This is a genomic window from Microbulbifer sp. TYP-18 (assembly GCF_040932045.1).
Classification (GTDB): domain Bacteria; phylum Pseudomonadota; class Gammaproteobacteria; order Pseudomonadales; family Cellvibrionaceae; genus Microbulbifer.
Window position 1 is genome coordinate 19,038 of the sequence record NZ_JBFRBC010000025.1, and the last position, 22,469, is coordinate 41,506.

At 53.6% G+C, this 22,469-nt stretch carries 29 protein-coding genes; 15 read left to right on the top strand and 14 right to left on the bottom strand.

Annotated elements, in window-relative coordinates:
- Positions 1-6: 6 nt before the first annotated feature.
- From ABVT36_RS16000 to ABVT36_RS16060, 13 genes are all read right to left on the bottom strand, one after another.
- Entirely contained in the window at positions 7-1,515 is a 1,509-nt protein-coding gene (locus tag ABVT36_RS16000) for a phage portal protein (RefSeq protein ID WP_368457433.1), read from the bottom strand.
- On the bottom strand, positions 1,512-1,733 hold the full coding sequence (locus tag ABVT36_RS16005; protein ID WP_368457434.1) for a primosomal replication protein PriB/PriC domain protein: 222 nt from the start codon (positions 1,731-1,733) through the stop codon (positions 1,512-1,514). The genes ABVT36_RS16000 and ABVT36_RS16005 overlap by 4 nt, the downstream gene beginning before the upstream one ends.
- 1 nt (position 1,734) lies before the next feature.
- Positions 1,735-3,765, bottom strand: a complete 2,031-nt coding sequence (locus ABVT36_RS16010) for a terminase gpA endonuclease subunit (protein WP_368457435.1) — start codon at positions 3,763-3,765, stop codon at positions 1,735-1,737.
- Complete coding sequence (locus ABVT36_RS16015) at positions 3,710-4,231, bottom strand: hypothetical protein (RefSeq protein WP_368457436.1); 522 nt, start codon at positions 4,229-4,231, stop codon at positions 3,710-3,712. The genes ABVT36_RS16010 and ABVT36_RS16015 overlap by 56 nt, the downstream gene beginning before the upstream one ends.
- A gap of 96 nt (positions 4,232-4,327) precedes the next feature.
- Positions 4,328-5,068 carry a hypothetical protein gene (locus tag ABVT36_RS16020; RefSeq protein WP_368457437.1) on the bottom strand — a complete coding sequence of 247 codons (741 nt, stop codon included), beginning with the start codon at positions 5,066-5,068 and terminating at the stop codon, positions 4,328-4,330.
- A complete protein-coding gene (locus tag ABVT36_RS16025; RefSeq protein WP_368457438.1) occupies positions 5,061-5,282 on the bottom strand; it encodes a hypothetical protein in 222 nt (73 codons plus the stop codon). Before ABVT36_RS16025 ends, ABVT36_RS16020 begins: the two co-directional genes overlap by 8 nt.
- Positions 5,279-5,656 carry a 3TM-type holin gene (locus tag ABVT36_RS16030; RefSeq protein ID WP_368457439.1) on the bottom strand — a complete coding sequence of 126 codons (378 nt, stop codon included), beginning with the start codon at positions 5,654-5,656 and terminating at the stop codon, positions 5,279-5,281. The genes ABVT36_RS16025 and ABVT36_RS16030 overlap by 4 nt, the downstream gene beginning before the upstream one ends.
- Before the next feature lie 131 nt (positions 5,657-5,787).
- On the bottom strand, positions 5,788-6,438 hold the full coding sequence (locus ABVT36_RS16035; RefSeq protein ID WP_368457440.1) for an MAE_28990/MAE_18760 family HEPN-like nuclease: 651 nt from the start codon (positions 6,436-6,438) through the stop codon (positions 5,788-5,790).
- Positions 6,425-7,531 carry a DUF262 domain-containing protein gene (locus tag ABVT36_RS16040; RefSeq protein WP_368457441.1) on the bottom strand — a complete coding sequence of 369 codons (1,107 nt, stop codon included), beginning with the start codon at positions 7,529-7,531 and terminating at the stop codon, positions 6,425-6,427. The genes ABVT36_RS16035 and ABVT36_RS16040 overlap by 14 nt, the downstream gene beginning before the upstream one ends.
- A gap of 592 nt (positions 7,532-8,123) precedes the next feature.
- Positions 8,124-8,501: a D-Ala-D-Ala carboxypeptidase family metallohydrolase gene (locus ABVT36_RS16045; protein WP_368457442.1), complete on the bottom strand. Its 378-nt coding sequence runs from the start codon at positions 8,499-8,501 to the stop codon at positions 8,124-8,126.
- 166 nt (positions 8,502-8,667) lie between these two features.
- Positions 8,668-8,973, bottom strand: coding sequence for a hypothetical protein (locus tag ABVT36_RS16050; RefSeq protein ID WP_368457443.1), 306 nt, complete (start codon positions 8,971-8,973; stop codon positions 8,668-8,670).
- A gap of 395 nt (positions 8,974-9,368) precedes the next feature.
- On the bottom strand, positions 9,369-11,057 hold the full coding sequence (locus ABVT36_RS16055; RefSeq protein ID WP_368457444.1) for a DUF5906 domain-containing protein: 1,689 nt from the start codon (positions 11,055-11,057) through the stop codon (positions 9,369-9,371).
- Positions 11,054-12,112 carry a PriCT-2 domain-containing protein gene (locus tag ABVT36_RS16060; protein ID WP_368457445.1) on the bottom strand — a complete coding sequence of 353 codons (1,059 nt, stop codon included), beginning with the start codon at positions 12,110-12,112 and terminating at the stop codon, positions 11,054-11,056. The genes ABVT36_RS16055 and ABVT36_RS16060 overlap by 4 nt, the downstream gene beginning before the upstream one ends.
- A 475-nt stretch (positions 12,113-12,587) precedes the next feature.
- Here ABVT36_RS16060 and ABVT36_RS16065 point away from each other — a divergent pair, with 475 nt between their 5' ends.
- Entirely contained in the window at positions 12,588-12,887 is a 300-nt protein-coding gene (locus ABVT36_RS16065; RefSeq protein ID WP_368457446.1) for a hypothetical protein, read from the top strand.
- 315 nt (positions 12,888-13,202) lie between these two features.
- Here ABVT36_RS16065 and ABVT36_RS16070 read toward each other — a convergent pair whose 3' ends face one another.
- The gene (locus ABVT36_RS16070; protein ID WP_367151223.1) at positions 13,203-13,499 is read right to left on the bottom strand and encodes a helix-turn-helix domain-containing protein; all 297 of its coding nucleotides are present in this window, start codon (positions 13,497-13,499) and stop codon (positions 13,203-13,205) included.
- A 37-nt stretch (positions 13,500-13,536) separates the two neighbouring features.
- On the opposite strand from ABVT36_RS16070, the gene ABVT36_RS16075 reads away from it, so the two are divergent.
- The 14 genes from ABVT36_RS16075 (at position 13,537) to ABVT36_RS16140 (ending at position 22,422) form a co-directional block, all read left to right on the top strand.
- Positions 13,537-14,208: a LexA family protein gene (locus ABVT36_RS16075; RefSeq protein ID WP_367151224.1), complete on the top strand. Its 672-nt coding sequence runs from the start codon at positions 13,537-13,539 to the stop codon at positions 14,206-14,208.
- A 243-nt stretch (positions 14,209-14,451) separates the two neighbouring features.
- Positions 14,452-14,778, top strand: a complete 327-nt coding sequence (locus ABVT36_RS16080; protein ID WP_368457447.1) for a response regulator transcription factor — start codon at positions 14,452-14,454, stop codon at positions 14,776-14,778.
- 502 nt (positions 14,779-15,280) lie between these two features.
- Positions 15,281-15,847, top strand: a complete 567-nt coding sequence (locus ABVT36_RS16085) for a Bro-N domain-containing protein (RefSeq protein WP_368457448.1) — start codon at positions 15,281-15,283, stop codon at positions 15,845-15,847.
- Positions 15,844-16,203, top strand: coding sequence for a dATP/dGTP diphosphohydrolase domain-containing protein (locus ABVT36_RS16090; RefSeq protein ID WP_368457449.1), 360 nt, complete (start codon positions 15,844-15,846; stop codon positions 16,201-16,203). Before ABVT36_RS16085 ends, ABVT36_RS16090 begins: the two co-directional genes overlap by 4 nt.
- Positions 16,196-16,357: a hypothetical protein gene (locus tag ABVT36_RS16095; protein WP_368457450.1), complete on the top strand. Its 162-nt coding sequence runs from the start codon at positions 16,196-16,198 to the stop codon at positions 16,355-16,357. Before ABVT36_RS16090 ends, ABVT36_RS16095 begins: the two co-directional genes overlap by 8 nt.
- A complete protein-coding gene (locus tag ABVT36_RS16100; protein ID WP_368457451.1) occupies positions 16,354-16,650 on the top strand; it encodes a phage antirepressor KilAC domain-containing protein in 297 nt (98 codons plus the stop codon). The genes ABVT36_RS16095 and ABVT36_RS16100 overlap by 4 nt, the downstream gene beginning before the upstream one ends.
- A 76-nt stretch (positions 16,651-16,726) precedes the next feature.
- Entirely contained in the window at positions 16,727-17,179 is a 453-nt protein-coding gene (locus ABVT36_RS16105) for a hypothetical protein (RefSeq protein ID WP_368457452.1), read from the top strand.
- Positions 17,180-17,272: 93 nt separating this feature from the next.
- On the top strand, positions 17,273-17,647 hold the full coding sequence (locus ABVT36_RS16110) for a DUF1566 domain-containing protein (RefSeq protein ID WP_368457453.1): 375 nt from the start codon (positions 17,273-17,275) through the stop codon (positions 17,645-17,647).
- Positions 17,644-18,225, top strand: a complete 582-nt coding sequence (locus tag ABVT36_RS16115) for a hypothetical protein (RefSeq protein WP_368457454.1) — start codon at positions 17,644-17,646, stop codon at positions 18,223-18,225. Before ABVT36_RS16110 ends, ABVT36_RS16115 begins: the two co-directional genes overlap by 4 nt.
- A 76-nt stretch (positions 18,226-18,301) precedes the next feature.
- Complete coding sequence (locus ABVT36_RS16120; RefSeq protein WP_368457455.1) at positions 18,302-19,807, top strand: DNA cytosine methyltransferase; 1,506 nt, start codon at positions 18,302-18,304, stop codon at positions 19,805-19,807.
- A complete protein-coding gene (locus ABVT36_RS16125; RefSeq protein ID WP_368457456.1) occupies positions 19,804-20,199 on the top strand; it encodes a Lar family restriction alleviation protein in 396 nt (131 codons plus the stop codon). Before ABVT36_RS16120 ends, ABVT36_RS16125 begins: the two co-directional genes overlap by 4 nt.
- Before the next feature lie 12 nt (positions 20,200-20,211).
- Positions 20,212-20,877, top strand: coding sequence for a hypothetical protein (locus ABVT36_RS16130; RefSeq protein ID WP_368457457.1), 666 nt, complete (start codon positions 20,212-20,214; stop codon positions 20,875-20,877).
- Positions 20,878-21,106: 229 nt separating this feature from the next.
- The gene (locus ABVT36_RS16135; RefSeq protein WP_368457458.1) at positions 21,107-21,325 is read left to right on the top strand and encodes a hypothetical protein; all 219 of its coding nucleotides are present in this window, start codon (positions 21,107-21,109) and stop codon (positions 21,323-21,325) included.
- 125 nt (positions 21,326-21,450) lie between these two features.
- Positions 21,451-22,422, top strand: coding sequence for a hypothetical protein (locus ABVT36_RS16140; RefSeq protein WP_368457459.1), 972 nt, complete (start codon positions 21,451-21,453; stop codon positions 22,420-22,422).
- Positions 22,423-22,469 lie beyond the last annotated feature (47 nt).

Consider the following 22,469-nt stretch of genomic DNA (forward strand, 5'->3'; position numbering starts at 1 on the left):
TGCCTCCTATTCGGATTCAGGTGCGGATTCAGGTTCGGAATCAGTCTGTTTTGTGGGAACTGCGGGGCGCTTGGTTGGTGTGGTGATGCCGCTGGCTTTAAGTTTTTTCTGCCAGGCGGCGGTCTGTCTGAGCACATCCTCGGGCTTTTTGCCGCGGCGACGGATGGTCTGCTGGGGGCTGGCGAGAATATTTTCCAGCAGGGTTTCATCGGCACCGGCTTCGCGGCCCGGATCGATCCAGGGCATAACCGGGGTAATAAAGTCGAGATGCAGCAGGCTTTCAGGATCCAGGTCGCCGGGTAGTTTGAGTACCTCGGTGAGTAAACTCATCTGCACCCAGCGACGCACCACCGGCTCGACAATCTCTTCGCAAAACTCCAGGCTCAGGGTTTCATAGGCGGACCACTGTTCCACCAGTTCCTGGCGCTGGGCGCTATAAGTACCGTTGTAGTTTTTACTGATGCTGCTAAAACTGGCCAGGGTGCCCGCAGCGGCCATACGCTGCATGGTTTCCAAAAATGGCGTGAGCAATCCACTGGGGCGGTTGCTCTGAATGGTGCCGACGGATTCACCGGGGCGCAGGTCGTCGTAAATGGCACCAGCGCGAATAGAGAGGGTGCGGTTGCCTTCCTCGGTCCACTTTTCATCTTCTTCGTATAAATCGGGACTGCCCTTTTGAATAAAGCCCACCATGGCGGAGGCGATCTTGGCGGCAACGCGCTCGTTCTCCTCATAGTCCTTGATATCGTTGAGGCGGTTCATGACCGCGGCGAAGATAGAAACCCCACGGGTCTGGTGCAGGCGGCGCACAAATTTCAGGTGCTCGATATGCCCGGCACTGTGGCGGCGGCGCTTCATACGCCAGTTCAAGCTGGCACCCGGGTGCTCGTCATAGAGCCAATAGGACTTGGCCTCGCCCCAGGCTGATTTCTCCACGCCCTGTACGATGCGCTGGCCGGGATCGTTGTAATCCACCGGCAGAAAATCCGGCTCCAGGCACTCAATGCTGTAGGGCACACCGGTAGTGTGTTTTAGACCTGGCACACTCCCCTGCAGATGGCGCAGCAACACTTCGCCATCGCGCAACCAGGTATTGCACAGCAGCCGCTGGGTTTTGGCCCAACTGAACTGCCTTGTGCACTCGGGGCGCCGCTCCCACTGCTTGAAGGCTTCATTCATCTGGCCAGCGAAGTCGTCGTGTATCTCGCCGGTCAATGTCTTGGGCTGAAACTCCACGGTGATCCCCCGCGGACCCACCACATTGTTGACCAGTGTGCTGAGGATGCCGAAGGCGAAATCGTGGTTTTGCTCCAGGTGCCGGGCCATGCCGCGCAGGGTTTCCACATCCCCTTCGGCCACCAGGTCCCCACTGCGGTTATCGGTGGGGTTCTTGCGCAGCCGGCTGGGTTTGGCGGCCTCATAGGCGGCGGCGACCCGCAGCGCCCTTCGCGCCTGCACCCGGCGCAGGCCAGCCACGGGCGAGAAAAACCCGATGAGGGAATCCAGTGTGTTCATGAGCTGAAGTTCGCTAAAGCGGGGCCGCCGCTTTTTCTTCCAGTGGCCCGTAATCGTTCCTGCAGCGCCCGACGCTCCCATTCCTGGCGACCATCGCGGATCTCTTGCAGGTTCTCTGTGGCAAAAGTACGGCCATTGATGGTGGTGCTCTTGCCGGCCAGTACATCCTTCTCGGCCGCCAGATAGAGGTCTACCATGGCTTGCGCGGATTGGGTCATGTCAGTCGTCCAGCAGTGAGCCCGCCGGCTGCGCCGGTCGCCGTGGTTGGCTGGGCGCGGGCTGCGGTTGCTCGTTAAGTTGCTCGTGCGGTTGTGCGTTAAACAAGGTGCGCTGGCCGAGACAAGATTCGATCTCGGACCATTTGGTGTCGGTCAGTTTGTGCATGCCTTTGGCGTGTGCCGCATGCAGGGCATAGACTTCGGTATCGAGGCCTTCGTTGGGCTTGCCGGGGCGCGGTTGCCACAGCAGTTTGCCGCGATGCTTTTTACTGGGTGCTTTGACTTCCGCGGTGACCTGCTCCCAGTAGTCCTGGCGCACATGCCTACAGCTGTGCATATAGGCGCTGGTACCCAGCAGGCGTTTGGCAATCAGGTCCTTGGCTTTGTGAGTGCCGACGATATAGACCCGTACACCAAAGCGATCCGCCTTGGTCCGCCGTTTTGGGTTGGCATAATCCACCTGCCGCGGCTGGGTAAAAATTTCCTTGGTGCCCAGGTCATTGCTGTCGCCCTTGATGGCCATCACCAGGGTGCCGCGGTACCGCTTGGTGCGCGTTCGGACCCAGTGGTACACCGCATTACTGGTGGCACCGTCGGATGCGTCGATGCTCACCGAGGCGGCGCGGATTTTTCCAAAACGCTCGTGCTCGAAGGCCTGAAAGACCAACTTGTCCAGAGCAGCCCAACAGTCGTCACGCTTGTCGGCGGTATCGCCGTCGATCTCACCCCAGTACAACTGCCAGCTTTCCTCGTTGCGGCCAAAGGCGCGGAGGGTGATGGCCAAGCGGTTATGCTGAACATCGATGCCGGCTGTTACCAGCAGGCCGCCCGCAGGACAACATAGCTCAGGGTAATCCTCCGCAGCCTCCTGGAGCTTCTCGTGATCCAGCAGTTGATTGGCGGCATACTGATAGGGCCGCCCCAGCTTGTTGTTCTGAAACACAATGCGGGCGGACTCATCCCCAGCCCTGGCTTCGTGCTCGGCTTCCAGATAATCCCGCACAACGCTGGCCAGGCCGGTACCGGGAATACAGACATAGAGCTCTGACAGCTCCATAAAGGTTTCTATGGGTTCAATTTCACCGGCTTCGAAACCCTCACCACACTGGGTTTTGACCCAGCCGGCGAAGGGATCGCCGCTGTCTCGCGCAGCCTTGCAGGTCTGCAGGATGTTGGCTTGGCGCCGATAGTCATCCCAGGCACTCCCGCAGTGTGGACAGCTGTACACGGCGGTATCCGGCTGGTGCAAACCAAATACCGGGTGCGGAGTACCACCCTCCTTTTGCAGCCAGCTCACGTTCTCCCAGTCCAATAGATGCGACTCACCACAGTCATGGCAGGCCACCGGCAACACGCGCATGGTGCCGAGCTTGGTGTAGTGCTCCACTTGGGATAAATCGGCCACCGCCGGGGTGCCGCCAATCACCAGCTTTTTATTGCGCATACGTTTGAGGCGTTCACGCAAATGGCGAATGGCATCGCCCTGGTCGCCGACATCCTTGTTGGTATCGTCCGGCTCCTCCACGTAGCCACGCTTGGCCGTGGTGGACTTGACGTTGGAAACCGAGTTGGAACCCACCGTGCGGACTTCCCCACCCGGGAACACCTTGCGCGTGGCGGTGCTTCCCGATTTACGGCTGGTATTAACTTCGACCACACCCGCCACCTTCGGCGAGCTCTCCACGATCTTCACAAACTTCTCGTCCATGAAGTTGCGACCCTTCGCATCTTTGGGGAAGAGCATCAGCACCCGGGCCGGATCCGTCACCGCCACCTTGCAGATATCCGCCGCCAGCAATACCGTCCAGCCGATCTGCGCCGCCTTTTGCATCACCACCATCCACGACACCGGGCTATCCAGCGCGTGCATCACCCCCCAGAAATAGGGCACAAACTCCACTCGATAGGGGCCGGGGTTATCGCTGTCTTCCGGCGGCAGACGAATATGTTCTGGCAGCCACTCGATCAGAGGCAGCTTAGGTTGTGGTATCCAAGTTCCCCGAATCTCCTGTACCAGCCGCTGCAGGTTCAAACCCGTAGTCGCCAATAGCTCTGAGGGCAGCGTCAATATTGGGCTGCAGAGATTCACGCTCGATGGTAATGGCATATTGGCTTTCGATCGCGGTAACGATACCGTCCACCGCGCCTAGAAATTCGTTCTTCCCGACTGAGGCCCATTCCAGCATGGCTTTGCGCACGGACTCCGTATCGAGAATCAACTGATCCTCCCGGTAGAGCTCGCGCATTTTTAGCTGCGCATTGACCTCCGCCTCCTGGGCCTGCGCCATATCTTTGCGCTCACGGGAATTGCTGGGCCGCCGGCCAGCGGCCTCAATGCGCAACCGCTCGCAATACGCCAGCAGCCAGGCTTCGTAACTTGCCCCTCGAACCAGCACACCGGCTTCCACATGCTTGTTGATGGCTGGCTGCGACGTCCCAACCAGACGGGCAAACCCGGACTGAGTCGCCTTATCGCCAAGCACAACAGAATCCGCCAAGGTATAACCCCCTATGCAATTTGAGAGCGCTGTTAAAAAAACGCGGTCCGAACTCCCCGTGGGAAGGGTTTTCAGGAGGACCCGTTGGCGTGTGATTTAACGCTGACGCGCGGTCGCCAGCGCCTGCTCCATCGCTTTGCCCAGCTCTGGCAGCAGGTGCCGTTGGGCAACACTCCGGGCAATCTTGAAGAATGGGAAGCGCTTTCGGTACTGGGGTCTCTTGCTCACAAAGATCAGAACTGGCCTGACCGATCGGCGACGCCGATAACCCACCCGTTGCCATACACCCCAGGTGTCCTCGATCTTACCCACAAAGTAACCCTTGGTTGCCCCCCGCTTTGAGCGGCTGCGAGTACTGTTGCTGGCATTCTGCATCGGGTCCGAGCTAGCTCTAACCTGGGACAGGATCTTACTGTAGGTGCCGGCGGTGATATTACCGTGCCGGTTGAGCTTGGCCCCCTCACCCGGGACCACGTACATCCTTGCAGGCAATAAGCCGGCATGGCGTAAGGCCCGCTCAAACCGCTTCACATTACGATTGGTGCCAAACACCGCCGGCGCTAAATACTTACTGGGTGGGGTGCCCTTAGTGGCCTGGTCCCGAATAAAGACTTTGGCCACCCCAGTGCGCTTGGTGGCTTTCTCCACCAACGTCGCATTTAGTGTCAGTCGGGTGGGATTGGCAAATACCCGGCCGATGGCCGCACGCTCCTCCCCACGAATACGGAAGGCCACATTGTTCAGTGCCACAGCCCCGGCAAAGGGCAGCTGCCGTTGTACCGCCCGGGAGGCCCGGTCAAAGGCCGAGGCGTCGAAGCTCAGCTTCAGCTCAGCCACCCGAATCACGCCCTTGCTGCTGTCTGGCCAGCTTGTGTCGCTGGTGGCTGTAGTACCAATTCATCACAAAGGAGGCGACCGCTACCAAAGCACAGATAAAGCCAATGGGGTTTTGGACAAACAAGCTGTAGAGGCTGCCAATGGCACCGGCGGTTACCGTAGTGGCGTGGCCAGCCTTCTCGGCCAACTCTCGCATCAGGTCGTGAACGATCATGACTGTTTCCATGTCTTGATGGCTTTTTCAGCACTGCGGCCCACCACATAACCACCCAGGCCGATCTTTACGATCTCCAACAGTGCCAACGTCTGCTCCTCACTAAGGTTTGGTGCAGTCCAACCTAACCAATGCGCCACCACGAGACTGACAAACGTCAGCATGGCAATAGGACGCCAGCAACGCTGTAGCCAGCTATCACCACCCGCTTCCGCCGTAATCACACTGGTCGCGGATTCCAACTCCTTGAGTTCCATCGCAATCAACTGGCGATCGATCTCAGCCTTGAGCCTATTCGCTTCGGACTTGTCCGGGAACGCCTTATCAATGGCCTTGCCAATCAGACCAGAAATAGCACTAATTGCACCTAGCATCAGTAGCTCCAGATTGTAGGACCTGGATAATTTAGCTTTCTCCAGGCATAAACAAACCGGCTCAGGGGCCGGTTTGTTTATTTAGGTATCAAATGTTGCAGCAGGTGCAACATATCCTTATTTGTTAGGCATTACGCTGCCTTGTATGACTCTGTTACACATGAGTTTTCTAAAAGATTTTTGAATGTGGCCATTAACCCTATAACCTCACCAACCATTTCAAAGAAATCTCTAACCTCTACTTCCATAGATTCTCCATGTGCCACATGATTTCTTCTACCTACCAGCTTTAAATCAATGATATTTTTTTTTGTTTCGAAATGATCATAATTCAAGCCTAAGCACCAAATAATTTCTTTAAGTACATTAGTTGAAAGATTAGATTTTGTATCAACAACATTTTTTACGGGAAATCGAGCTCTCGAAGTTTGATTATCAATAATGTACCTAGTTACTTCAGCAAATGCAGAATACTTGTTTGACTCACTAGCCTTATCAATTTTCCCTCTAACCAGAAGAGTTACAAAATTACTTCTTAGCTCAGAGATATTGTGTCCTTGTGCTGCAACATATTGTAAGAAATATGTACCTGACTTTTTAACAAAGCCTTCCCAGTGAGCATATAACAAAGCCACACCAGCCCTACAAAGAACTCTCTTTCTTAATTCAGATATTGTTGTATCTTCAATTAAACCTCTTAATTCAGAAATTTCTCGTAGTCGCCAAACATGATCTTGGCTAATTTTATCAACTAGATTTTCTTTGGTTCTAATTGCCGTCATTGAAGACCTCTCGCCCGAAAGGAAGAATTCTCGGTAGTCGTCTAGTTGCCGTTATCCCTGAGCCCGACCATTCGGTATACCTTAAATCACTCCAAATACCAGCTGCTGTATCAGGAATTTTTTTTAATTTGTTACGGTTTGCAAGATTGTAACCCAGGCCATAAGCTACAACTTCGAATTGTGACAACAAAAAACCACCTGTGAATTTTTGTTTGGAAACGTTGTATCGCTTGAATGATTCTTCATTTAACTCATTCTGTAGAAGGTCAAATGTTTGCATGAATAAATTTTCCCACATAGCTGTGTCAAAAGCATCATCAACAGCTATAGTTCTCATTTTTTCTGTGATAAATATCCCCACATCACTTAACTGCTCTAACTCCCCTTCTTCAATGAGGGTGAAAATTAGGAAACGAAGTGCTAATTCTAGGTCATAAGACTCTTTCAAAGGCCTGTCGCTGAGAGAAATACATTCTTGGAATGGCTCATATGATGCAAGCCTTTGGAGCCAAGTATAAAAATCTCTATTGATCATGACCAATATACAGTTACGAACTTCCTGCGGGCTCAAGTCAGAACCACCTGTGTTCAAGCGTTGGAATAAATCATACTTAGCAGTTTCGTCACTCTCTTTTAGAATAATACTTACATTAATTTTTGATCTCTTAATAATTAATCTAAGTTCTTGACTAAACGAGTTGTCTTCATCCTCAGGGCTGTTCCACTTTTTTCCTTCAAGACTGGGTAGATATTTCGTACCAGTAAGAGTTAATGGGTCGATCGTATTCTGGTTCTCATCTTCTAGAATTCCCATAAACTGATAAATTGTTGATAAGCGTTGCAATCCGTCAACTACATCCCATATTCCATCTTTCCTTTGGCTTACAAATACTGGAGGGATAGGTATCCCTAATAGAATTGACTCAATCAAATTTGTTTTTTGGCTATCGCCCCAACGATAGAAACGTTGAAATTCAGGATGAATATCAATTTCTTTACTTTCATATAAAGAAGCCCACTCACTTATAGACATCGCATAGCCATCGGTGCGAATTTCTTTTCTTTTTTCATTTACTTCATCAATTAATGACATTCTATTTCCTTTTCATAAATCTAGGTTGTGAGGGTGCCTAACATTTAAATACTGATTTCCTTGATCAGTATTTCTGGATAAATTTCGCACAAGATTCTCAAAAATTCTCTATAAATCAGTCAAATACAGCAATTTTCCACTATCGTCACATATGGAAAAATGGTCACTCTGACCAGTATCCCAATAAACACCAAAGAATGTAACCCCCTGTATTCATTAGTTTTTTAGGAGAAATAAGCCTCCCTGAAAAAATAACAGTTACAGTGATCGAAATTCACCCTCCCATTTGGTCACATTATCTATGGGATCACCCTCACAAAGCTGCTCACCATGGTGCCGCGAGGGCCGATAGTGACCTCGCGGCAATCCGAGCACTGGGTTAGACGGTAGGCAGTGCAACTCATTCTTGCCACGCCCTTCAAGCACTTGTGCACGGCGATTCAGCTGTAGCAGGAATTCGAGTGCGTATACGCGTGCTGCAATGCGCCCCACAAAACAAATTTTTTTGAAAAATAATTAGCGGTAGAAAGCGGAAACTATGGGGCCAAGGATTACTGCCCAGCTTGAACACTGAGCCCTCTACACGTCCCCCTCAATAACTCCATACAGTAGGCCGGGTCCGCTCGCCCGGTACGGGCTCAAGGTCATCCATGTGGATGAATCGGCCGCCATGAGCGCCTTTCTGCTTCACGCCGATACCGGTAAACCCTTCCTCCTGCGCGATACTCAGCAGCTCATAGGCCCGCCCACCAGCAACTGATACATCCACCGCCTGCCCCGTGGTGTGCGTCATGGTGGAGCCGATCTTGGCGCAGTGCGCGGGGCAGCGATAACCCGAGTTGATCACCATCGGTTTGGCAAACCGCTCCCTCACCCTGATCAATCGGTGCAAGGTCTCATCTGAGAAGTGGTTTTTGCCACAACAACGGCAGGCCAGCTCAGAATCCGAGAAGTAGGGATTGTTGAACATGGCAGTCACCTAAAAGAAACGGCGCCCGGAGGCGCCGCAAAGTACAGGATGGATTCCCAATGACCAAGAACGAAAAACCCGGCTCGAGAGCCGGGTTCCTGTTTACCCACCTATTGCGTAGGTTACCTGAATTCAATCACTTCATTGTCACGCTGTCAATACTTTTTTAGGAAACCCGTGGCAGTGCACCGAGAAAAATTTCCGCATTGAACAGCACATGCACCCCATCAATGCGCCGGTACAGCGTCGACTTGGAAATACTCAACTTCTTCGCCGCCTGGTCATGGGTCAGATACGGCGGCAAATAGAACAGCCGCACTGTATCGCCAAGATCCCGCGGCAACGCCAGAACGAACTCCTCCACTTCCAACACGTCCGAATCAATCGGGATAACGTGCCCGCCCTGACCCGTTCCAGATACGAACACCCCGCCGTTGGCCTGTAGGCGCCCCAGTAGGCAATTGCTGCTCACGCCGCCCTCCATCGCTGCCGCCCACTCCTGGAACCGCAAATGCACACGCTCAATCATCACACCCCCCCTCTGGTTTCACCCATATCACCTAACCCGTATACCCCCGTATAGGGCCCGTACATCAAAAAAAGCAGGTATACGGCTCTACAGCCCGCATGGTTACTGCACTTTCTCAGTGTCCCGTATACCCGTAGGGCAAATTGCTGCCCCTCGCGCGAGAAAAAAATCTTCGAGTCCACCAGCTGGGGAACCGTCACGGGTTACGCGCGCGCGGGCGCGCGCGATATGGCTATACAGGTATACGGGAACCGCAAAAACGCCAGCAACGACGCGGCCTGCAAAGCCGTATACTGTATATCCGTCATGTACGGGCCCTATACGGGGGTATACGGGGCTCATGTCGGCTGCTCCTCATGGAAGGCCCCGATCTCATCGCGGAACGTCCTCACGCACTCCGACAGCCACTCCTTCTGTGTTTTCCCACCTGGTGGCGCGTGCATCAGGAAGAAGGTACCTTGTACCCCCTTCTTGATTCCCCTGCCGAATCCACCAGGGCTGTCGTACTCAAGCCGGTTCTTTTTCTTCACCCTGGTCGCCATCGCCTCTGAAAAGCGGTTCATATCCATCTGGTGAAAGCCCCCCGCCCTGCACCACTTGCGGTACACATGGTAGAGATCACCGCTGAGGCAGGTGTGGAAAGGCGCATCGGTTTCCTTCGACTCCCAAGCCCGATAAAACACCTCCCAACTGGGCAGGCCGAAGCTGATCAATCGTTCTTTGGCCTCGGTCATTGGCGGCTTGGTCCGGGTATGGAAATCCCCCAGCTTCTGGTCCAGCAGCCAGCCGTAGAAGGCCTCCGCGCCGCCGCTCTCCAGCTCCTCACCCACACCCTTCTGCAGTTCCAGTGGCAGCGTTTTCTCCGGCCACACCACCAGGAATCGCCGATCTCTAGGCTCCACCGGGAATGGCAGCACCTCATTGGAGAGAAAGGCGCTATTCATATAGTTCGCCTCCTCCCACCCGCTGACAAATTTCTTCTCGATGCGGGTGGTGGCGCCGGTAATCATCTGTTTGATGTTACCCGTCTGGGAATACTTCTTGTCCCGGGAAAAGATTTCTTCAAACACACCCCACAGCAGACTCGACTTCCAGTCCGTATAGGTACTCTCAATCTGGTGCTGACCCAGGGTCGCACTGTATTCCCCGTAGACCCTGCGCATCACCACATCGAAGAACAGCGACTTTCCCGACCCATGCACATCAGAGTGCACCAGCAAGGCCGTATCCATCTTTGAGCCCACATACTGCAACGGGTAGGCCAGCCATCGCACCATCCACCGCCACACCTCGTCATCACAGTTGCACAGGTGCCACAGCAGCGCGCGGATATTCCGGCATTTATCCAGGTCGCGCACCGGATTCAGGGGTAGCCGCTGGAAGGTATTGATATGCGTCTTGGGATCCGCCTTGCGGGTAGGGTCAAAAACCACGTTCTTTTTTGGCACCATTTTTCGGTCAGGATGCCGGTACCAAATGTCATAGGTATCCGGGAAGATATGTTTTATCACCTTAAGCGGGTTGCGCTCCCAATGCTTGCGGTCCCACACCTCCTCCGTGCCCTCCAGCAACGTGAATCGCCGCAGCATCTCGCCGACTCCCCCTGCCCCCTTCTGGGCGGCCTGGCGCGCAGCGACGAACTGGCGCACGTCCTGCTCCAGCACCTTGCGCTTTTCCGCGGCATCCATGAACTGCTTCGCTACGGCGGCGCCAACTTCGGCCCGGAAAGCCGTCGACTTCAGCTCCCGGTGCAAATGCTCGTCCCACACCTTGGTAGTGCCGGATATCAAGGCAAAGCGCTTGCGTGCATCCTCAAGTGTAATTTCGCGCGCCTCTGCGATCAGTGAGGGTGCGGGAGATTCCGGCGGCGGCAGATCAACAGCCGCGGGCGCCTCATTAGGTGGGGAGCGGGGGAGGAAGGACACATTCTCCATAAACACATCGAACTGGCGGCGGACTTCCGCTAGGCCGTGCGCCACGTGTATATCGTTGAAATCCAGATTGGTCTTTTTCTTATCGGCACTCACGCGACCTTCTCCAGCTCTCCATTTAGCGATGGAATCCAAACGCCACCGCCCACGGCTTTCGCCGCCTCAGTGGCCTTGGTGATGCCCGGGTTGCCCTCAGTACCGCAGTCATCGTCCGCAGCGAACACCATATGCTGCTCCGGGTAGCGCTCCCGCAGCTGCATCGCCACCGACATCAGGTTGCCGCAGTCGAAACAAACCACAACCGGGCATTCGTAGCGCTCGCCGATCGTGGTCGCTTCGCGGATGCTGGCACCGGTTGCATAGCCCTCTACAAGAATCAACGGCTTGCCCGGATCCGGCTTGCCGATCCAGTAAAAGAGCCCTGACTTGCGCCCGTGCCGAAGGAACGTCTTGCTGTTTTCCGTCAGTACCTGCAGATTCCAGATCTTGCCGTCGATATCCATTAACGGCAGCGCCGCATGCTTCTTTTTGAAAAACTGGATTTTGATGCCCTGGCGCTCACGCTCCTCCTTGGGCATATCGAAAATTGGCTTGATCTTTGCCCAGTCCGTGAGCATCTTGACCTCATTCCCACGCTCCACCAGTAGAAGTGGCCCGGAGAAGAAGCGCAACCCGTAAGCCTTTACTTTCTTGCGGCCCAGGTAGGGGCTACGCCCCATTGGCTTTAGATTGGCCCATATGGACTGCGCTATCACGGCGATACGTTCAGACCAGGCCGTCTCCTCCGCTGCCTGCCGTTCAGTATCCAACGCCCTCTGGCGTTCACGTGCTACGCGCTCCTGAGCGGACTGTTGCTTTTCTTTCGCAGTTAGCGCCCGACGCTCAAATACAAATCCGCATTCCCTGGCCAGGGAAAACAGAGTGCCAATACCAATACCACCGCCGGCCTTAAAACTTTTCCAGCTAGACTTTACGGAAGCGCAGTTGTAGTTATCGGCTCCCTGACTCCAGCAATCCCAAAGATCAAAACCATCGTCACCAAACTCCGACTTGATGGCCATACCCACCTTGATCCAGATATCGCGCTCATCCGCCCTGTCCAGGAAATCCAGCGCTCGACGCACATCCTCCAGCGTACATTGATCGTGCATGGTTCAAATCCCCCTAAGGCGGAACCCCACTGAATGCAAAAAAAGAGCCTTGTTAATCGCTATGCAGCACAGGCCATAATCGGCAGCTCACGAAGTAATTCCTTTGCCTTTCGACGCGCTTTTGGCAAATTGAAGCGGGGCGGCCATCGTCTCCGGCCACAGGTATCCAGCCAAACCCGCAGGAAAAGCTCCGCATCGAATACCGGAATTTTCCATGACTTCTGCAGGGGTTCCGGTAGCCGGCGACCGTGCCTTTTGGCTACAGATTCCAGGTAGCGGAGTTCATCCGTAGTGGTCCAACCCCGAGACTGATTTAGTCTGGTCATAAGTCCTCCTGAGACCTCCCATATTTCACTGGGCAGGTTCGTCATTGCGCGTTGAAATGGCCGTCTCTCCGGCTGTCGCACCACTGTGCAGGTGTCACGCTCCCCGGTATCCTGAAAGCTCCCAAGCCAACAACTAACAAGAAAGAACTATGAAAGACATCAAAATCAATTTGGACCTCACAGAGGTGGTCGCCATTCAGGATGCAAAACTTCAAGGTGTTTGTCTCGCCCTGGTCTGTTTAATCCTAGAACTTTGTAAGACCGAAACGGTGGATCGAGAAAATCTTTACAAGCGTATGAGTTCGGTAATCCGCAACTCAAATAAGCATAAACACGAGGAACAAGTACGAACGTATATTGAAATCATCCGCAGCTTTATTTCCCCTGATCAAAAAATGTCAGACGGGGTTGTCGTCAACTTCCCAGAACCGGCCCCTGAGACCCCATGAGGGATTTCAGCCTTTTGGCAACCTGCTGAGCGTTCTCTCCCTCTTCTTCTGCACTAACAGCAAACAGAGTCTGATCCATGCTAGCGAGGTGGCCAGAAAGGCATTCGGCCACCATTGCTGCGCCCTTCTCTGATGTTAAGAATTCCTCAACTGCATTCTGCACGTCTTGCTTATCCACCCTTCTCCCCCTGTATGAAATTCCATAGGTATAGGCCGATTAACCGAACCGCTTTTGGTTGGCAGACTGGGCGCTCCACCAATCCGGAGGCGTCATAATGATCGTTGTACTGCTATCACCTACCAATCCCAGGCCGGTCAACTTGCCTGCTGGACTTCTTCAACTATTGGGAAAGCTATCTGCTCCTCTAAAGGGCCAAAAATATCCGGCCTCAGATCATAGCGAGTGACAGCACCGCTGGTTGCCTGCTCAATTCTTCTACAATGGCGAGGAGGGACTTTCCGAACCCCTTTACACCACTGCGATACACATGCTGGCGGAATCTCCAGCATGTCAGCTATTTTCTTCTGTGTTCCGACCAGGGAGACGGCCTTGGCGATAGCGTTCATACATTTACGATAGCGTATGCTATCGATCTTGGCAATAGCAAACATCAGTTTACGTTTTGCTAATATCTGAAAGAATTGCAAGATGGATATAAGCGAGATCAGGCGGGAAAATCTCCGCCAACTTGTCAACAAACACAAAACTACCGCTGAGTTCGGCCGCCGATTTGGGGTGGACCCCACCTATATTTCTCAACTACTGAATAAGCATCGAAATTTTGGGGAAAAGGCCGCCCGAAAGATGGAGGAGAAGCTGCAACTAAGTAGCTTTGACCTCGACAAGCCGCATAGGGAAGATTTTGCCGTCAAAGAGGAGGCGGAGACGTACCACTCCAACGTGGCTCCTGGGCCCAGAATTCGTGGCAGGGTCCCATTAATCAGTTGGGTGCAGGCCGGTGACTGGGAGGAGATTGTCGATAATTTCCGACCTGGCGAGGCTGATGAATGGCGCGAAACCTCCGCTCGTGTAGGTCCACACGCTTTTGCATTACGCGTCAAAGGAGATTCGATGACGGCCCCAACTGGAATCTCTATTCCTGAGGGTTCTGTAGTAATAGTGGATCCTGACGCAGACTACTCAAGCGGTTCCATCGTCATTGCTAAGCTAGTGGACACACAAGAAGCCACTCTTAAACGTCTAGTAATTGATGGCCCCAATAAGTACCTAAAGCCACTTAACCCAGCTTACGCCCCCATCCCTATAAATGGCACTTGTCGCATTATCGGGGTAGCTAAAAAGGTAGAGCTTGACCTGTAAGCAATGGATGGCTGCAGGAAACAGCAAGTCGTAACTCCGCACCCTACCCCGCACTAGATCAACTAAATACACCCCAAATCCTGACCAAATTCAACATGATGGTCGCCTTTTTGCCAAAATGAATAGCAATTGCTATTGTATTATCTGATAGCGTTTGCTATTTTTCTTAGCAACAAGGAGAACAGCCATGCACATCACTAACTTATTCCCCATGCAGCAAGGTCCTATAGAGGGATCCAGGTGATGAAGTACAAGCCACTGGCTCCGCGCCAGGCAGAAGCCCTAACCCACCGGGCACGCGGCCTTTCTTATGCTGAAACGGCCGCCGCTATGGGGTGTTCTGTCGCCAATGTCGACAACTTGTTGAGCGAGTGTTTTTTTAAGCTCCGCGCCCGCAACAGCACCGATGCGGTTGCCAAGGCTATTAAGCACGGCCTGATTCAATTTGCCCTGTTGGCAGCAGTCATTGCCGGTGCGGGACCAGACGCCAACGAATTGATGCGCACCCGCTTCCAACGTCGCCCCACCATCAGAACCACCCGTATCCGCAACCGGGAGAACCTGGCATGACCGCCACTGTGTTTATACACCCGACCGCAATGAACGAGCGCAGTATCCAGCGAATTCAGCGTTGTACCGGCCACATTGTAGTTATCGAGGGCAACGGTCGTCGTGTGCGCTTAATACCTTCACCGAGGCGACAGTCAACACACAATGATTGGCCACCCATCAATCCTTTTGGTGGAGATGCCGCATGACAACCTTTACCGCGGCCGCTAGGAACGCCGAAGACCCCCAGTTGACAGCGATCAGAGAACAGTGCAATGCTTACCCCGCTCCCGCAAAATCGGGAGCCGGGATTGAGACCCCGTATTTCGAAGGCGCCAGGAAGACGCCTCTAGCAGTATGCGTCTTTTTTTATGCGCGAAACCTTGTAGTTATGGTGGGGTATTCGGGGGGCCTTCGGGCCCGCCGTTTCCTTCGAGCGGTAGTCTCAACCCGTCTACCCCGCCGCCCTTCCGAGATTGAGACCTCCTGGGTGGCGGACAATCCGCTATCGAAGGAGGCTGCCATGCCTAATCCCTCTGTCATTCCGTTTGACTTCCACTCCCATGCTGTACGCGTCATAGAAGTTGATGGCGAGGTCTGGTTCGTTGCTACCGATGTGGCGGCGGCGCTGGAGTATGCAACTGCTAAAGATTTAACCCGGAACTTGGATGATGATGAAAAGGGTGGGCACATTGTGCCCACCCTTGGTGGCGCTCAGGAAATGAACGTCATCAATGAATCCGGTCTATACCATGCGGTGCTCAAGAGCCGCAAACCCAAGGCACAAGAGTTCCGCCGCTGGGTTACTTCGGAAGTCCTGCCCGCTATCCGAAAAACCGGCGGCTATCACTCCCCTCAGTCTACCGATGTAGAAAAATATGCCCTGCTAAATGCAATGGTGGCTCAGATGCGCCTGGCAGATGATCCGGTCCTGGTGCCTTGCATTGCCCTAATGGAGTTTGCCGCCCGTTGCGATGCAATGATCAAGATGAATCGTAACGCCGCTGCGCTGGCTGAGCACCTCGTGCGGGATCTTAAAAAATTCAAGGCCATCACCGGGCGCGGGCTACTCCTGGAGGATGGCGTATGAACCGCAATCAACCACAGCCCGCGTCAGGGCTCCGCACTCAACAAAAAGCGGTGATCGGTCAAAAGCACGACGAGGGCAAACCCCGCTGGGAGCTTCTGCCCTGGAACGGCATGGAAGAGGTCGTACAGGTACTTACCTATGGTGCCGAAAAGTACGCCCCGGATAACTGGCGCCAAGTGCCCAACTATCAGAGTCGCTACACCGCCGCCGCCCTGCGCCACATCAGTGCCTATATGCGTGGTGAAGAACAAGACCAGGAGACCGGCCGGCATCACCTGGCACACGCCACCTGCTGCCTGCTGTTTCTACTGGAACTGGGTTCCAACCCAGCCCAACCGGTGCCCCGCCATGAATGAGTTCTCGCAGCTACTGGAGATCGTTGCAGACCTCAAAAGCACTGTGAAAGGGCAGCAGCTGCAAATTGAGAGTCTGCGCGAGCACATTGCCGAACTTAGTGAGGCAGTGCATGGCGAAGCAGAAATCAACGCAACCGAGGATCAAGCCGCATGAAAAAGGAAAAGATGCTCACCCTCACCCAGGCCGCGCGCACGGTCGGTATTGGTAGAAATACCTTGCTACAGAAACTGCGTGACAATGGCCTGCTCTGCGACCAGGCACCGATGCGAAACTCACCAACAAAACATGCTGTTGAAGAGCAATTACTCTTCCCCAAGTGCACGCAATACTTGCGCGGCTCGGTACAGGTACAACACATCACCGCATTGGTCACGGCCAAAGGCATGGTGTGGATTCGCAGCCTGATCGATTCTGAAGTTACAGAAAAAGCAGCCAATAGCAACTGAGAGCTTCTATAGCGCACCGGCGCTTTCAATCAGAGGTAATTATAAGTCAGTCGAATTTTAAATTAAGGAGAAGGACATGTACGTTCATATGCAAAGCGAACCCGGACTTTGGACCGTTGGATTCTATACACCAGATGGTCAGTGGAAGCCGGAGTCAGATCACTCAAACCAAGAAGATGCAGCCAATCGTGCAGCTTTTTTGAATGGCGGCAGTCCTGAGAAACAAGAACAGCCCGAAACCAAACACTACTACCTGCAACTGGACAATAACCCATTGTTTGTTAGTGGACCAGAAACAGCAATTATCATCCTTGGGTATTCCCCCACGCATGAAGATAACAGCTTGCGCCTCATTTTGAAGGGGGACCACTACAAGGAATTAGCCAAGCGACAGGACAATGGCGGATTTGAAGCCTGCCTTGCATATTTTGAGGAACACATTGACCAAGCCTCGCCCTACAGTGAACACCATATCCCTACCAACAGAAAAATAATCACCAGGGTCAAAGACGATTTTGGTTCACGGTAGTGGTAATACATTTTATCCAGCGCCCCGGCGCACTCAGTCAGCAGTAACCGTTAGGGCCGCCAGTACGGGGCCCATTTTTAACCGGAGGACATAATGCAAAAGCCGAATGTCAAAACCACCACAACTGAAAGCGCCGGCAACCTTGAATGGAGCAGCACCCTCTTGGACGGTGCTGCCGTCACCTACGAGGCAGCCGAGAACGCCGTGACTGAGCTAGGCAATGGCTGGCGCCTGCCCACGCTCGACGAGCTCGAAACCCTGGTAGACCGCTCCTGCTACGATCCGGCCATCGACACCGAAAAATTCCCGGACACCCGCAACCAAGCCTACTGGACCAGCACCCCCTTCGCCTGGAATGAAACTGCTGTTTGGGTGGTCAATTTCAACCACGGCCATGTCGACATCGACCACCGCAGCCACTGGGCCTGTGTTCGCGCGGTTCGCACCGGTCAGGGAAATGAAAAATGAGCGGCGTAAACGCAATAAAACTGCCGGCCTGCCTGCTTCGAGCAGCTGCGATATTCAGGGCAAAAGATGACGCCCGGTATTACTTAAACGGGATACATATAAACCCAGCGGGTTTTATCGAGTCCGCTGATGGCCCCACCGCATTTCGGGGTGAGTGTGAGAAGGCCACGCTTTTGAGTGAGCCATTGATCCTGGATATTAATGGGAATATTCCAAAGGTTGCCGATACCACCGAGTTGGTCCCGATTTCCGAGGATGAGGGCTTTCTGTGGTTCTTTAAGGCCAACGGCAAACTGGTGCAGAGCAATGGTTTTCCTATACGCCTTTGGACCCGCATTGTGACCGAAGGTCGGTTTCCCGATCTGGGGGCGCTTATAGATAAGCACGAGCCGGCACCGGCCAAGCGGGTACAGTTCAATACCAGCTATCTGGTGAGGCTAGAAAAAGCAGCAAGAGCAATGGGGTCTCCATACTCATCGGCCATCTTTGAGCTTGCCGGAGAGCGTGGGGCTGCGGCGGCCACTATTCGAGCTAAGGGCCACACAGCCAAGGTGCTGGTGACGACGATGCGACCATGAAGGGCCCAGCACAGTGATTACACAGAGCCGAAAATATGGCAGCGTGCGCAAGCGCAGTAGGTTAGCCGAGCCCCAAATGGGCTTTGAATTTCACGACGAGCTAATTGTTGACAACTTCGCCGGCGGTGGTGGAGCCAGCGAGGGGATCGAGCAGGGGTTTGGCCGTCCGGTGGATATTGCCATCAACCATGACTCCGAAGCGATTGCCATGCATCAGGCAAACCACCCACACACGCGGCACTACTGCGAGAGTGTGTGGGATGTGGACCCTCGCAAAGTAACCCGGGGCCGGCCCGTTGGGTTGGCGTGGTTTAGTCCCGACTGCAAACACTTCTCCAAGGCCAAAGGCGGCAGGCCCGTAGAGAAAAAGATCCGGGGCTTGGCCTGGGTTGCTATTCGCTGGGCGGCAACCGTTCGCCCGCGCGTGATTATGTTGGAGAACGTCGAGGAGTTTCAGACCTGGGGGCCATTGGATACCGCAGGCCGCCCCTGTAAGGAACGCCGAGGCCAAACATTCCAGCAATGGCGGCAACAGCTTATCGACCTCGGTTATCAGGTCGAGCACCGCGAACTGCGCGCCTGTGATTACGGTGCGCCTACCTCGCGCAAGCGCCTATTTTTGATAGCCCGCTGCGATGGCCGCCCAATTGTCTGGCCCGAGCCTACCCACGGTGAGGGGTTGATACCCTACCGAACTGCGGCTGAGTGCATTGACTGGAGTATCCCCTGTCCAAGCATCTTTGAGCGTAAACGCCCGTTGGCAGAAAACACCCTGCGCCGTATTGCTCGCGGAATCCAGCGATTTGTGATCGACAATCCCGCGCCCTTTATTGTGCGTCTCGGCCACACCGGCTGGGGCCGTGACGGTATGCAGTACCGGCTAAACGAGCCACTGACCACTATCACCAGTAAGCAGGAGCACTGCCTGGTAGCGCCCTATATCCAGCCTTACTACGGTGATAAAGGGGGCCGGGCTCGTGGTCGCACCATGGATCAGCCGCTGGCCACGCAGACCACGGAAAACCGCTTTGCACTGTGCGCCGCTTTTCTCGCCAAACATTACGGCGGCAACTACACCGGCCCAGGCTGCGACCTGCAGCAGCCGATAAGCACTGTCACCGCCACCGATCACCACGCGCTGGTGACTAGCCACCTCCTGAAACTGCGCAACAACTGCGACGGCCAGGACTTGCGCGAGCCAATGCACACAGTCACCACGGGTGGGCACTTCGGCGAGGTGCGCGCTTTCCTTGTGAAATATTTCGGCACGGCAGTAGGTGCAAACCTAAATGATCCTCTGCACACAGTTACCAGCAAAGCCCGGTTTGGCTTGGTGACAGTTCACGGCGAGCCTTACCGCATCGTGGATATCGGTATGCGAATGCTGGCACCGCGAGAACTCTACCGCGCCCAGGGCTTTCCCGAGGATTACATCATAGACGCCACTCACGAGGGCAAACCCCTATCAAAGACCGCGCAGACCCGCATGTGTGGGAACAGTGTCAGCCCAGCTGTGGCTCGCGCCCTGGTGCGGGCGAATTGTGGTGTAACCGTTCCCGAGCAAGAAAGGAGCGTAGCGTGAAACTCTTGCAATGCCCGTTTTGTGGGGACGATGCTGAACTAAATGATTATGACGGAGGCTATTGGATAGAGTGCACTGGTTGCCATGTATTCACAGAACCCACGCTAGCCGATGAAACGGATTTGTTGGTGGAGAAGTGGAATTCACGCGTAAAGGGATTAACTAGCGTCCAGACAGCCGCACTCAAATTATTAAAAAAGCATGGTTCTCTCGACTACAACGAAGTCCGGTACAGTTTTTATGTATCTGGGAGTGTCAAGCATGACCGTAACCGTATACAAATGGGAACCGCAAAGGCGCTGGTAAGGAAAGGACTAGCCAAAGTATCCAGAGAAAAGCCCTTTAGAGGGAAGGCTAGTATCGACCAAATTTCCAGTACTAATGCAGATTGAGTGGAAATGCACATGAGCGATAAATTTAAAGAGCGCCCCATCTTATTCAATGGGCCAATGGTTCGCGCGATTCTGGAGGGTAGGAAAACTCAGACGCGCCGCATTATAAAGCCACAACCATTTAATGGTGCCAGTGGTGAATCCGCCATAAAGCAGATAGGTGGCTTGAGAGATGAACAAACGCTATCCCAAGTGATGACTTCCGCTTGGCAAGCAGGGTTTGTAGATACTACCTGTCCTTGTGGAGAAGAAGGCGACCGTCTGTGGGTGCGGGAGACGTTCAGGCTCTCTACACACAACGACTGCCCGCACTATGAACCGTGTAATTGCCGATCTGGCGTACCTTTCTATCGTTCTGACGCGGAGATCGGTGAAGAAAAGTGGAAACCCTCGATCCACATGCCCCGCTGGGCCAGCCGTATAACCCTTGAAATTACCAATATTCGAGTCGAGCGTTTGCGGGAAATGAGCCAAGAAGACGCTTACTGCGAGGGCGTCACTAGGGAATTGAGGAATAGCTTTGGCTATGCGTGCGATGAATCGGAGGAGATATTCAATACACGCCAGTCTAAGGAAACATTCAGTTTTCTTTGGGAATCAATCTATGGGGATGGCAGCTGGGATGCCAACCCCTGGGTATGGGTTATTGAATTTAAGCGAGTGGAGGAAAAGCCATGACAGAGATAGTTAAAGGAACCTGTAGCCGCTGCGATGGCCCTGTAACAGTACCGGCTATCTGGCTAGGTATAAATCCACCCACCCCGTCCTGCAGGAGGTGCGGAGCAGTTCCTGCAACGCCTTACGGTAAGGTTATTCCAATGGTAAATCCAACACCCAAGCAACCCTTACCGTGGTTAGTTGGAAAGTAGGAGCGGGGTTGATGCTCCAATCAATTGTAGGATGAACTATGAGCGAACTCCTAGAAGAAGATCAGCTGAAGGCTTGGCTTAATTGTGAGCGTCGCAAAGACTTAATACGTTTGCTGAACAGGGCCAGAATACCGTACGTTGTGGGTATTGGTGGCTGCATAGCAACATCGCAAGGTGCAATTGACGGCACGCTACTGAAATCTGTAGAAGCCCAAGACTCAATATCTGAATGGGACAATGTGAGGGTTGGCAGATGACTCGCGGGCGAAAAAAAAATGGAGAGTTCGCATGGCTCCCTCGGCACTGCACAGTAAAACGCGGGAAGGTCATCTATCGGAAGTATGAAAAAGGGCAATGGTTCGCCCCAATTCTAATATGTACTGTGGATGAAGCACGCGGTTCACAAGCTTTGGTCTATGATCGCCTCGCAGCAATACTCGGAAAGCAGGTAGCACATGATCTATTCTGGCTGCTTAAGCAGTACCATAAAAGCCCACAGTACCGCGAGCTGGCCCTAAGTACACGCAAATCCTATGAAGGGTACCAACGAACAATCTGCAACTTCCCTGTCAGTAATGGCCGACTTCTCGGAGAGTTCCCGCTCGATAAACTTAATACTCGCCACATGCGGGGCTATCTTGACACATACCCGAGCAAAGTTGCTGCAAACCGGCATATTCAATATCTCTGCGCAGCTTTCAATTGGGGTCGTCAGCGCCTGTCACCAGTCAAGTTTAATCCTTGTGAGGGTGTAACCAGAAACAAGGAGACCTCGCGCGATCGCTATATTGAGGATTGGGAATACGCTTTGGTTTACCAAGTCGCAGCAAGTATGCGCACGCCTATCTTTGCTCCAGCAATGGAGCTTGCCTACCTATGTCGCGCACGCCGTGGAGAAGTATTTGCTTTTACAGAGTTAGACATCCAGCGGCAGGGGCTATTCCTACGTCGTGGAAAGGGTAGCAAGAATGAGATCACGGCCATGAGTGATCGCCTCCAGGCCGCAATAGCTAATTGTCGCAAAATTCACCCAGAAGCCCCTGATAGGGGGTTTCTATTGCACCGTAAAGATGGCACTGCTTATACCAAGAATGCTCTCGACAGCGCCTGGCAGAGACTGGTGAAGAAGGCACTTGAGACAACCTGGGCTCTACCCGCGGCCCTGGCGGATGAGGCGAGACAAGATGGCGCAGCAGCATCGAATGGTAAGTTCTATTTGACCGAGGCTTTTACCTTCCATGACATCAAAGCTAAGGGGATCACCGATCACAAAAACAACGAGGGTGGCCATCGCAGCAAGAAGATGGAGGCCGTTTACAATCGCAAAGCCAGAGTGATTCCTGCGACAAGATAACCTCAAAACTTGTCGAATGTAACCTACTAGGTTACACTGAATCATCA